This is a genomic window from Lachnoanaerobaculum sp. OBRC5-5 (assembly GCF_000296385.1).
Lineage (GTDB): Bacteria > Bacillota > Clostridia > Lachnospirales > Lachnospiraceae > Lachnoanaerobaculum.
This window is the reverse complement of sequence record NZ_JH815185.1, coordinates 2,862,220-2,874,577: the sequence shown is the minus strand read 5'-3', so window position 1 is coordinate 2,874,577 and position 12,358 is coordinate 2,862,220. Positions and strand designations below refer to the sequence as shown.

Below are 12,358 nucleotides of genomic sequence, written 5' to 3'. Positions count from 1 at the left end.
GAAATTTTTAATTATATTAAAGCATTATACTATAAAATCAATAAAAGCGCCATGATTTATTTAAATACAGAATAAATCATGGCGTCTAAAAAATATTTATATTATAAAAACTTCTGATACGGCTTTCTTGCTAAGAATTTACCCTCAGGAGTATCTTTGATTTTTGCATTATCGACTATTTCACTACCTCTTAAGAATACTTTATCGATATGTCCGCTAAGAACTTTACCCTCAAGCGGTGCATAGTCACATTTTGAAACCTGAGTAGCGGCAGTAATCTTAGTCTGTGCCTTCGGATCTAATATGACAATATCGGCATCAAAACCTTCCTCTATGAATCCTTTTCTGTCATAAAGTCCGTAAAGTTTTGCAGGATTCTCACAAAGTACTTCACACATCTTTTCCGCACTGATTCTGCCTGCGGCAACACCTTCGGAGTACATTACAATACCTCTTGTCTCTACACCCGGCATTCCTCCCGGAATCTTTCTGAAATCTTCCATACCAAGTTTCTTTTGCTCGGATGTGAAAGAACAGTGATCTGTTGCCACAGTTTGAATTTCTCCGTCCGCAATAGCCTTCCAAAGCTCGTCAATATCAGACTGTTCTCTAAGCGGTGGCGCTATAACATACTTGGCTCCTTCAAATCCCGGCAACTCATACAGACTGTTTGTCATGGTAAGATACTGCGGACAGGTCTCCGCATATACCTTCTGTCCTCTTTCTCTGGCGGCTCTTATCTCATCAAGTCCTTCCTTACATGTCAGATGAACATCAATGATATCACTTCCTGCCACCTCAGCAAGGTGAAGTATTCTATTTATAGCCTCCGCCTCAGCTGCAGCCGGTCTGGTCTTATAGTGAGATGAAACTTTGTTCTGTAATCCTGCTTCCACAAATTCCTGCTGAAGCGCAAATATAAGTCCGGCATTCTCACAATGTACTCCGGTAATGGCTCCTACTTCCTTAAGTCTTTGCAGTACCTCAAAAGCCTCATTGTCATGCAGGAGAATGTCGTATGTCAGATAAATTTTAAAAGTGGTAACGCCTCTGTCCATCATATCCTGACACTGACGCTTTGCCTCCTCATTCCAGTCACTGATTGACATATGTATTCCATAGTCACAGAATACTCCGTCTTCAGCCTTTTTAAGCCAATTGTCCATGCCTTCGTTAAGAGTTTCTCCCTTGTACTGGGTGCCGAAATCGATAATAGTTGTGGTTCCTCCGCTTATCGCAGCTCTTGTTCCCGAATAGAAATTATCACATGTCACCGTACCTGCCACATGCAAGTCAAAATGTGTATGTGCATCTATAAATCCCGGGAATATAAGCTTACCGGAAGCATCTACTATCTTTGTACCTTCATCAAGCTTAGCTGCCTCACCGTTTTTAAATATTTTACTTATTTTCTCATCTTCAATAAGTATGTCCGCATCAAAGCTTTCTTTGGAATTTACTATTTTTCCACCCTTAATAAAAACTCTATTCATATTATCTCCTTACATAGCAAAATATGCCACTTTTTAGGGTGGCATATCTTAACTATATCATATTTTATCTCAGTCTATATTATAGGAGCAAATACTCATATTCATTATAGATAGTGTCGATAAGTTCAGCATATCTATAATTGAGCTTGTCATTGCTCTCGCCTATTCTATACACAAGATTTTGTCCGTCAATTCTTACCTTAACATCCTTGCTTCCCTTAACGATTACAAAACCGTCATTCTCTGAATCAAGCATGTCTTCTTCGCTTGCGAATAATGTAAGCTTATCCTTGTATGGTGCAGAAGCGTATGGACAGAATGTCTCACAGTTACCGCACTCATTGCACATGTAATCCACATGAACTATCTGATGGCTACCCTTTACATTAACATATACATTAGCTCTGTTTGGACAAACCTCTGTACAATTCTCACAAATATAGTCACAAGCCAAACATCTGTTGTCAGCCTTCTTCTCCTCTACCTCTTCAAGGATTCCTCTGTATGAGTATACCTTCTCGTCAGTAGTATCTGAAACCTTAAGCTCACCGATTGCATGATTTACAATAGCCTCGCAAACCTTCTTACTGTCGGCAATAGCCTTTACAATAACAGATGCTCCCTTAGCACCGTCACCTGCAGCATATACTCCCTTAACATTTGTCTCAAGAGTAACAGGATCAAGTACAGGAAGGTTCTTTTTGTCAATCTCAATACCGTTGCTTGTGTAGAAGTCGCCTCTTACACTCTCACCGATTGATGCGATAAGTGTATCACATGGTAATTCAACAAGTTCATCTGTCTCCTTAACGCCTCTTCTACCGCTTGCATCAGGCTCACCAAGTACGTTCTTAGCACATACAAGTTTTCCGCCCTTGAATGATTTTGGAGAAACAAGTGTAACGAACTCTACGCCGTCCTCAATTGCCTCGTTAAGTTCTTCCTCGTCAGCAGGCATATATCTTGCATTTCTTCTGTATGCAAGGTATACATTCTTAACTCCCGGAACTCTCTTAGCAGCTCTTGCAACGTCCATAGCTGTGTTTCCACCGCCTACAACGATAACATTCTCGCCAAGATCCATCTTTCCTTCAGTCTTTTTGAAGTCCTCTAAGAAGTGAAGTGCATTGATTGCCTTTCCTTCTTCAAGCTCAAGCGGAAGCTCCTTATGTGCACCTATTGCAAGGATAACCTTATCAAAGCCTTCAGCCTTAAGTGCATTTATATCATCAATTCTCTTGTTTGTAACAAACTTTGCTCCGTAAGCCTTTGCAAGCTCTACGTCTCTCTGGATATCGTCAGCAGGAATTCTGAATCCCGGAATGATGTTTGCAACAACACCACCCATAGTATCTCTCTCATCAAATACAGTAACATCCACACCTTCTCTTGCAAGGAAGAATGCAGCCGCAATACCTGCAGGACCGCCACCTACTACTGCAACCTTTAAGTTCTTCTTATCGGCACTCTTTAAAGTAGGTACAACCTTGTCAAATGCGTTCTGCGCCGCAATAAGCTTATTTCTTCTGATCTGCACATCTGTCTCATAGTGATTTCTTGTACAAGCACTCTGACATGTATGTGTACAGATATGACCTGTCATGAACGGAAGCGGGTTCTTCTCCAAGATAACATTAAGAGCGTCCTCATACTTTCCTTCATTAACAAGGATTCCGTAAGTTGTAATATCCTGATTGATAGGACATCTGTTAACACAAGGTGCCATGTAGCAATCAAGGTAAGGAACCTTCTTGCTTGACTTTCTGTTTGGAAGCGGCTTAACAGGCTTAACATGATGCTTATCACTTCTAACGTCTGAAACAAGCTTCTCAAGAGCCTCTACATCAATTCCTGACCAAGCCTTAATCTCAGACTTTTCAAGCTTCTCTGACATCTCAATAAATCTCTGATATCCGCCCGGTTTCAAAATAGTTGTAGCCACTGTTACAGGCCAGATTCCACTACCTACAACCTTATCTATATTGAAGTAATCACAACCGCCTGAATATGCAATTCTAAGCTTGCCGTTAAAGCTTCTTGAAAGATTTCTCGCAACAAGAAGTGAAAGCGGATAGAGTGACTTTCCTGACATGTACATTTCCTGTGACGGAAGCTCATTGTTCTTTACATCAACCGGGAATGTATTTGTAATCTTAACACCGAACTCAAGGTTCTTTGAAGAAGCGAGTGTCATAAGTCTTTCCAACATAGGAACTGCATCCGAGTACTGTAAATCCTCTTTAAAGTGAAGATCTGTAAACGCAATGTAGTCATATCCCATGCTGTCAAGCATCTCTCTTGCAACTTCATATCCAAGAAGAGTAGGGTTACATTTTACAAATGTATTTAATCCCTTTTCTGTAATAAGATATGATGCAATGGCCTCGATTTCCTGTGGAGGACATCCGTGCAATGTAGATACTGTTACGGAATTTACAATATCAGGAGTGATAGCATCAAGATCGGCCTTTGTAAACTTCTTGAACTTGCTTAAATTCTTCTCAAGATATTCCTTACACTCTTTGTATATTGGAGTCTCTGAAGCATCCATCATTCCGTTGATGAAATTATCAACCTTAGGAAGCTTAACACCTTCAAGATCGTAACCTACCGAAATGTTGAACTGGAAGCCGTCGCTGCCACCAAGATCCCATTCTTTTGAGATAACCTTAAGTGCAAACCAACCCTTGATATACTCTTCAAAAGCTTCCTGAACTGTAAGCTCTGTTGACCACTCACAGTTGTAGCACTCATCCTCGGCTGTGATACATGGCTTAGCAACGCAAGCTGCAAGCTCTCTACCGTCCATCTTCTGAACTGTCTTAAGCTCGAAGAATCTTGCACCTGCATAATATCCTGCGATAATATTCTGTGCGAGCTGTGTATGAGGACCTGCTGCAGGACCTATCTGTGTCTCCAATTTTCTTCCGAAAATAGTGTAAAATTTATTCTTATCAGCCTTATAAGCCTTCTTTACTCCGTAACAAGAGCCTTCTTTGTCCATCTCCTCAAGGAGTCTTTCCATGATCCTATTAAAAGGAATCGGTGTCATTATATCGCCCATTATGCATTTCCCCTTCCATTGATCTTATTTGCAAGTCTCATAGCGCCTTCTCTTACCTTAGCAAGTACTTCCTTTTCATCAATGTGAAGAAGCTCTCTATCTTTCATCAAGATATTTCCGTTTGCAATTGTAGTTCTGACATCTTTTCCGCATACTCCGAACAACAGATGGCTGTTGATATTTGAAGCGGTCATAGGTGTATTAGGTGTATAATCAACAATGATAACATCCGCTGCCGCGCCCGGCTTTAATACTCCGAGAGGCTTTTTAAAGTATCTGTTTGCAATATTTGCATTGTACTCAAAGAGCATCTTCGGAACTTCGCCCCAAGCTGCATTAGGATCGCATAAATGGTGCTTATGAAGCACATTTGCAACCTTCCATGACTCCAAAACGTCATGTGTATAACCGTCACTTCCAAGTCCGCATACGATTCCTCTGTGAACAAGCTCCATTGTCGGAGGGCATCCGCATGCATTACCCATGTTTGACTCAGGGTTATGTACTACACAAGTGTTTGTATCTCTGATGAGATCCATCTCGTGTGGGTTAATATAAATACAGTGTGCAAGCAATGACTTATCGCCAAGAACCTTCCAGTCATATAATCTGTCAACAATTCTTTGGTTGTGTACTTTCAAGCATGAATGCAAATCTTCAATACCTTCGGCTACGTGGATATGACATCCGATATCTTCCGGCTTTCTTGACATAGCATATTCCATTGACTTGTCAGAAATTGTGAAGCTTGCATGCATTCCCATCATACCTGCAATCATGTCTGAATCGTCTTTTTTTGCATGATTTGCAAAATCAACGTTCTCCTTAACAGCAGCCTTCATCTTGTCTTCGCCATCACGATCAGATATCTCATAGCAAAGACAGCTTCTAACGCCTGTCTGTCTTGCAGCCTTTTCAATAGCAAAAAGGCTTCCCTCGATCTCACCGAAGCTTGCATGATGATCAAAAATAGTAGTAACACCGTTCTTGATACAATCAATGTAAGTGGTCATGGCAGAAAGATATGTGAGCTCGTTGTCTAAATTTCTGTCTATTGTCCACCATAAGCCGTCTAGGATCTCCAAGAATCCATGTGGGTTGTAACCATTGATGCTCATGCCTCTTGCCATTGCAGAATAAATATGCTCGTGTGTGTTGATGAATGCCGGCATTATGAGCCCGCCCTTTGCATCCACGAAAGTTGCATCCGCATATTTTTCCTTCAAATCACGGTAGTTTCCAACCTCTAAAACTGTGTTGCCATCCAGTACTACAGACCCATCTTCAATCAATGGCTGTTCCTGATTTCCAGTAACTACCCTTCCATTACCAATTAGTAGCATTGTAAATCTCCTCTCTGAATTATGCAGTTTTAATTACAAAAACCTAATAATGTAGCTTGTATTTTAACATTTTTCTATAAGCTTTTCAATACTTATCTAATTATATTTTATTATTTCTAAAATATTTTAAGACAAACAGGAATGTATTAAAAAATATACACAAAACTCATATTTATTCTATTTTTTCCGCTTGACATTTATCTCTCGTTTTGATATCATGACAAAGTAATTTTTTGCAGGTGTGGTTCAATGGTAGAACATCAGCCTTCCAAGCTGAATACGTGGGTTCGATTCCCATCACCTGCTTTTTTTGTGCCCTTCTTTAGGCACTTACTCTCTTTACATAATTGTAAAACATAAGTACAATATATTTGTACAATTCCTATAGAAAGGGGTGATACCTTGAGAATTGAAAGGATTAGTACCAATCAGATAAGATGTACACTGTCAAATGTGGATTTGGAAAACAGAAATTTAAATGTAGTTGAATTGGCCTACGGCAGTGACAATGCCAAGGCATTGTTTCAGGAAATGCTGAGCAAAGCCTCTTATGAGGTAGGATTTGATGCGGATGACTCTCCTCTGATGATAGAGGCGGTTCCGCTTTCAAACGAAAGCATTATTATATATGTAACAAAAGTTGACGATCCGGATGAGCTGGATACGCGTTTTGCAAAGTTCTCTCCGACTATGGCCGATGATGTGTTTGCCTCTTTTGATATGAAGTTTAATAATCTTTTAGAGGGTGCGCTTGATCTTGATGAAACCGATAAGTCCGAAGAACAGGAAAGCTATTTAAGAGCATACTCTTTTGACACTTTAGATGAACTTATAGAGGCCGCAAAGGCGGTAAAGATCTATTCCGGTGAAAACACTTTATATAAGGATGAGGTAAATAAACGCTTTATTCTGGTTCTAAAAAAGAATGAGAATAAAAAGGATTTCGCCTCGGCAGCAAATATTCTTTCAGAATACGGTGTGAAGCTTTCCGCTACCGCATTCAGTGAAGACTATTATAAAGAACATTTCAAAGTAATGGTCAAGGAAAATGCCATTTCACAAATATCAAAAATATAATATTTTGATAAATTTGAAGCACTAATAAATTTAGTGCTTTTTTGTTTCGTATTTTTTTTAACAAAGTTCAAAATATTATTGCTTTTTTCCGAATTGTTATGTATATTCTAATAAGGTTATTGTACCTCAAAGAGTACATAACTTTATATTTTGTATCAAGGGGAAAATACCTTTTCACCCGAGTTTCATGATAACAAAATAAATGAATTATAGAAAAGAGGATTATTATGGCAAATATTGATTTAACTCAGTATGGCATCACAGGCACTACAGAGATAGTACACAATCCATCTTATGATGAATTATTTGCAGCCGAGACAGATTCTGCATTATCAGGCTATGAAAAGGGACAGGTTAGTGAGCTTGGTGCCGTTAACGTATTAACAGGTATCTATACAGGTCGTTCCCCTAAAGATAAATTTATAGTTATGGACGAGAATTCAAAAGATACAGTTTGGTGGACATCTGCAGATTACGCAAATGACAACCATCCGCTTTCAGAGGATTCATGGAAGGTTTTAAAGGACCTTGCAAAAAATGAGCTTTCAAACAAGAAGCTTTATGTCGTAGACGCTTTCTGTGGTGCAAACAAGGACACAAGAATGTCAGTTCGTTTCATCGTGGAAGTTGCTTGGCAGGCACATTTCGTTACAAATATGTTTATTCAGCCGACTGCTGAGGAACTTGAGAACTTCAAGCCTGATTTCGTAGTTTACAATGCATCAAAAGCAAAAGTAGCTAACTATAAGGAGCTTGGTCTTAATTCAGAAACAGCTGTTGCTTTCAATATCACAAGCCGTGAGCAGGTTATCCTTAACACATGGTATGGCGGTGAGATGAAGAAAGGTATGTTCTCAATGATGAACTACTATCTTCCACTTAAGGGAATTGCTTCAATGCACTGTTCAGCAAATACAGATATGAACGGTGAGAATACAGCTATTTTCTTCGGTCTTTCAGGAACAGGTAAGACAACTCTTTCAACAGATCCTAAGAGACTTCTTATCGGTGATGATGAGCACGGTTGGGATGACAACGGTGTATTCAACTATGAGGGCGGATGCTATGCTAAGGTTATCAACCTTGACAAGGAGTCTGAGCCTGATATCTACAATGCTATCAGAAGAGATGCTCTTTTAGAGAACGTTACTCTTGATGAGAACGGTAAGATTGACTTTAATGACGGAAGCAAGACAGAGAACACAAGAGTTTCATATCCTATCGACCATATTGAGAATATAGTTAAGCCTATATCACACGGTCCTGCTGCAGAGAATGTAATCTTCCTTTCAGCAGATGCGTTCGGAGTACTTCCTCCTGTATCAATCCTTACACCTGAGCAGACACAGTACTACTTCCTCAGCGGATTTACAGCTAAGCTTGCAGGTACAGAGCGCGGTATCACAGAGCCTACACCTACATTCTCAGCTTGCTTCGGACAGGCATTCCTTGAGCTTCATCCTACAAAGTACGCTGAAGAGCTTGTAAAGAGAATGGAAAAGAATGGTTCAAAGGCTTATCTTGTAAATACAGGATGGAACGGAACAGGAAAAAGAATCTCTATCAAGGATACTCGTGGTATCATCGACGGAATCCTTAGCGGTGCTATCAAGAATGCTCCTACAAAGAAGATTCCTTACTTTGATTTTGAGGTTCCTACAGAGCTTGAGGGCGTTGATACAAAGATTCTTGACCCAAGAGATACATATGCAAATGTTGCCGATTGGGAAATCAAGGCAAAGGATCTTGCTTCAAGATTTGCAAAGAACTTTAAGAAGTATGAGACAAATGAGGCAGGTAAGGCTTTAGTAGCTGCCGGCCCAAAGGTAGACTAATACTTTAAAATATTTATAAATTTTAAGGCGCTGCAGCAAAGCTGCAACGCCTTTTGCTTATCTAAAAAGCTTTTTCATAAATGCAAAATCTTCCCTCGCATATTCTGCCCTTTCTTCTTCCCTTATTATGGTAATATCCGGTTTTTCTTTTTTAAGCCAGTCTGTAATAATATCATATTTCATAATACCTTCTCCAAGCTTACATGCCACATGTCTGCCTTTATTAGGGAAAATTCCGTCTTTTAAATGAATAATTTTTGTATCCTTTCCAAATGCATCTATACATTCTTTCCAAAGAACTTCCTGTAAATCAACCATTTCCTTTGTAAGTACATTTAGCGGATCAAATATTATCTTTAATCTCTCACTGTTAAATGTATTCAGCATCTTAGCTGTCCAGTCTCCGCTATAAAGTGTATGTGATGCAACAGGCTCAATTGCCAAATAAGCATCATATTTGTCGGCTTCATTTAAAATATCATCAAGCCTTTTTAGCAGTTTAGGAAAAAGCCTTAACTTATTTTCCATATCGATTTCTCCGTAAGAGCTTTCACTTCCTACATACAATGCTCCAAGGGGTTTGCTTATTTTAAGTGCCGCCACAAACTCATCTCTATGCTTTTCCCATACATCTTCATCATCTGTGGTAAAGTCGATATAGCTGCCCAAAACACTTATTTCCATTCCGCAAAAAGCATCTCTTATATATTCAATATCCTCCTGATTTACATCAATATTTCCGGTAATTCCCGGCAAAGATTTTTTTACAGCCAAATGAACAGCTTCAAACCCGTTTTCTCTAATCTTCTCTGCAAGAATTTTCGCATCATATTTTCCGTAGTCGTGAGCTCTTACACCAAATTTCAAATTTCCATCCTCCAAATAAAAAATCAAATAATTTCAACCATCATCCTTACAGCCGCTTTGCCTGCAATATGCTTATCTTCAGTTGCAGAGCTTACAAGTATTGAATCGTCAAAATCATCAATATCCTTTACTACAAATTCATCTCCTAAAGCAATCTTTTTTTCTTCAAGATATTCAATCAAATCTCTGTCATCTTCAACTTTATGAAGGCGACAGGAAATACCCCTTGATACGTCCGAGAGCTTTTTTAATTTATCGGTATCAGGATGATTTTCGTATATTTCATTTCCATGCGGACAGTGCATAGGTTTTTTCAAAAATTCATTCAGTCTGTCCTTTAGTCCGTTTGAAGTTACATATTCCAAAGCCTTTGCATCCTCGTGTACATCCTGCCATGAATAACCCAGATATTCCACCAAAAACAGCTCCCACAATCTATGTTTTGTAAGCAATGTTCTTGCTCTTATTTTGCCGCTCTCCGTCAAAAGAATCGACTTGTTCTCAGTATATACTTCACCCTCATCTACCAGTTTTTTTAACATCTCACTTACAGATGCAGCTTTTACCCCCAAAATCTCTGCAATCTTTTTATTTGTTGCAGTTTCCTTTTTTTCAATAAGCTCATAAATTGCTAATATATAATCATCTCTGCCGGTGTCTATCTTAGCCATATCATTTTCCCTTACTCTAAGTCCGTAATGTTTTCTTATATCATCACTTAATTTTTTACCTGTTTCAGTCAGAGAATATACACCTCTTTCTTTTGCACGATAAACATATCCCTTTTTTATCAGCTTGTCCAAAACATATTTGAGCTTTCTGTCGGACCAGGCAATATGCTCTCTTATTGTACTGTATCCCAGTTCACCGAGTGCATTTTTCTTTCCTGTATGATTATCTATATGTAAAATTAAAAGTTCTCTACTGAAACGATTTTTGTTTTTAATATATCTTATCATCTTAGTGATAATTCCGCCGGGATATACTGCAATGGTTATCATAAATGTTAAACCTGAAACTACAGCACACATTCCCGACATGGATACATTAAATTTTACAGCAAGAAAATAACCAATGCAAGAATTAACTACTGCATATGCAGCTGCCAAAAATATAGTTATTTTCAAATCCTTTGATATCAGATATGCACTTGCAGCCGGTGAAATAAAGAAAGCAATTGCAAGTATTGCACCTACAGATTCAAATGCCGAAACTGCGGTAAATGAAACCAATGCCATAAAAAAATAATAAAGGCCCGTACCTGCAATACCTGCCACGCCCGCATATACCGGATCAAATGAACTTATTTTAAGTTTTCTATAAAATACCGCTATAAATGCTGCGTTTATCAAAAGCACAAGACTCATCTGCACCAAAGCCTTGGGAAGACTGATACCAAGGAAATTTATTCTATGAAGCGGAGCAAGTATAATTTCTCCAATCAAAACCACCTCGGTATCCAGATGCACATTTCTTGCATATCTTGTAATAAGTATAACAGCTATCGAAAAAAACAGTGGGAAAATTATACCCACAGAAGCATCTTCCGTCACTCTTTTGCTTTTTATCAGCAACTCTATACAAACAGTCGTCAATACACCAAAAAGACTTGCTCCTATTATTAATAAAACACTTCCTATATCTTTAGTGACAAAATATCCTATAACTATTCCAAGAAGTACGGAATGTGAGATTGCATCGGAAACCATTGAAAGTCCTCTTAACACTAAAAACACTCCCAAAACAGCACAGGCAAGTGAGGTTATTATAAGAATATACAAAGATTCGATCATTTCCCTGCCCTCATCTTCCTAATATTTAAAAGCATTCTCACAATACCTCTCGGTGCAAACAATACAGAAAAGAGTGCAATAACAGACATAATAAGTATAATGCTTGGTCCTGTAGAAAATCCCTTAACCGCACTGCTTATAAAAGTACCGAAAAATGCAGATACGGCTCCCGTTAACGCCGCAATCACCAAGACTTTCTCATAACTATTACTCCATTGCAAACCTGTAACGGCAGGAGTTATAAGCATACTGCTTATAAGAATGGCCCCCACCGCCTTTAGACCTGCCGCAATCAAAATCATTGTTATTATCATTATAAGAAGAGAGGTAAGTCTTGAATTTATCCCTATTGTATACGCATAAACCATATCAAAGACATATACCTTTATCTCTTTGTAAAACAGTATAAATAAGGCAAGAGATATAATCGATACCGCGAGTATTATATAGACATCCTCTCTCAGTATATATGCCGCCTGTCCGAATATATAGCTTGCAAGCCCGGACTGTGAAGCTCCCTGATATTTCGGATTGCCCTGTATATAACTTTTTAATACCATACCCATACCGAACATTGCGGATAAAATTACAGCCATTGCGGTATCCGCTTCTATCTTGGAACCTTCCGAAATAATCTGTATCAGCATAAAAGCGACTATACCTGCCACTATTGCACCGAGCATTAAAATAACCGCACTTTTTCTTCCGGATATCATAAATGCCAAAATTATTCCGGGAAGTGATGCATGCCCCACAGCATCACCTATCAGACTTTGCCCCTTTAAAATGCTTATCGTTCCGACTATACCTGTTGCCATGGCAAGCAGCATTGTTCCTATCGCAACCACAATAAACGAATATTGTGTAATAATACTTATATTCATAG

8 protein-coding genes and 1 tRNA gene are annotated in these 12,358 nt (G+C 38.8%); 3 read left to right on the top strand and 6 right to left on the bottom strand.

Translation table 11 applies throughout. The features are described from left to right. Positions 1-101: 101 nt before the first annotated feature. The 3 genes from hydA to ssnA form a co-directional block, all read right to left on the bottom strand. Positions 102-1,493, bottom strand: a complete 1,392-nt coding sequence (gene hydA / locus HMPREF1135_RS13235) for a dihydropyrimidinase (protein ID WP_007596040.1) — start codon at positions 1,491-1,493, stop codon at positions 102-104. Between the two features lie 79 nt (positions 1,494-1,572). After that, a complete protein-coding gene (gene ygfK / locus HMPREF1135_RS13230; protein ID WP_007596037.1) occupies positions 1,573-4,557 on the bottom strand; it encodes a putative selenate reductase subunit YgfK in 2,985 nt (994 codons plus the stop codon). After that, positions 4,557-5,900, bottom strand: a complete 1,344-nt coding sequence (gene ssnA, locus HMPREF1135_RS13225) for a putative aminohydrolase SsnA (protein ID WP_007596029.1) — start codon at positions 5,898-5,900, stop codon at positions 4,557-4,559. Before ssnA ends, ygfK begins: the two co-directional genes overlap by 1 nt. Positions 5,901-6,135: 235 nt before the next feature. On the opposite strand from ssnA, the gene HMPREF1135_RS13220 reads away from it, so the two are divergent. The 3 genes from HMPREF1135_RS13220 to pckA all read left to right on the top strand — a co-directional run bounded on the left by HMPREF1135_RS13220 (position 6,136) and on the right by pckA (position 8,812). Continuing rightward, positions 6,136-6,206, top strand: a tRNA-Gly gene (locus HMPREF1135_RS13220). Between the two features lie 96 nt (positions 6,207-6,302). After that, positions 6,303-6,977, top strand: coding sequence for an adaptor protein MecA (locus tag HMPREF1135_RS13215; RefSeq protein WP_007596027.1), 675 nt, complete (start codon positions 6,303-6,305; stop codon positions 6,975-6,977). A gap of 227 nt (positions 6,978-7,204) precedes the next feature. Beyond that, positions 7,205-8,812 carry a phosphoenolpyruvate carboxykinase (ATP) gene (pckA, locus tag HMPREF1135_RS13210; RefSeq protein WP_007596025.1) on the top strand — a complete coding sequence of 536 codons (1,608 nt, stop codon included), beginning with the start codon at positions 7,205-7,207 and terminating at the stop codon, positions 8,810-8,812. A 57-nt stretch (positions 8,813-8,869) separates the two neighbouring features. Here the strand turns inward: pckA and HMPREF1135_RS13205 are convergent, their stop codons facing one another. The 3 genes from HMPREF1135_RS13205 to HMPREF1135_RS13195 are packed head-to-tail and all read right to left on the bottom strand — an operon-like array spanning position 8,870 to position 12,356. Further along, positions 8,870-9,679, bottom strand: a complete 810-nt coding sequence (locus HMPREF1135_RS13205; protein WP_007596024.1) for a sugar phosphate isomerase/epimerase family protein — start codon at positions 9,677-9,679, stop codon at positions 8,870-8,872. A gap of 23 nt (positions 9,680-9,702) precedes the next feature. Further along, positions 9,703-11,472 carry a metal ABC transporter permease gene (locus HMPREF1135_RS13865; RefSeq protein WP_007596022.1) on the bottom strand — a complete coding sequence of 590 codons (1,770 nt, stop codon included), beginning with the start codon at positions 11,470-11,472 and terminating at the stop codon, positions 9,703-9,705. Continuing rightward, positions 11,469-12,356, bottom strand: coding sequence for a metal ABC transporter permease (locus HMPREF1135_RS13195; protein WP_007596021.1), 888 nt, complete (start codon positions 12,354-12,356; stop codon positions 11,469-11,471). The genes HMPREF1135_RS13865 and HMPREF1135_RS13195 overlap by 4 nt, the downstream gene beginning before the upstream one ends. Between the last annotated feature and the right edge of the window lie 2 nt (positions 12,357-12,358).

Bases quoted from the DNA above. Each gene is read 5' to 3' on its own strand.
- HMPREF1135_RS13865 (WP_007596022.1), bottom strand. From the start codon at position 11,472: ATGATCGAATCTTTGTATATTCTTATAATAACCTCACTTGCCTGTGCT.
- HMPREF1135_RS13195 (WP_007596021.1), bottom strand. From the start codon at position 12,356: ATGAATATAAGTATTATTACACAATATTCGTTTATTGTGGTTGCGATA.
- hydA (WP_007596040.1), bottom strand. From the start codon at position 1,493: ATGAATAGAGTTTTTATTAAGGGTGGAAAAATAGTAAATTCCAAAGAA.
- ygfK (WP_007596037.1), bottom strand. From the start codon at position 4,557: ATGGGCGATATAATGACACCGATTCCTTTTAATAGGATCATGGAAAGA.
- ssnA (WP_007596029.1), bottom strand. From the start codon at position 5,900: ATGCTACTAATTGGTAATGGAAGGGTAGTTACTGGAAATCAGGAACAG.
- pckA (WP_007596025.1), top strand. From the start codon at position 7,205: ATGGCAAATATTGATTTAACTCAGTATGGCATCACAGGCACTACAGAG.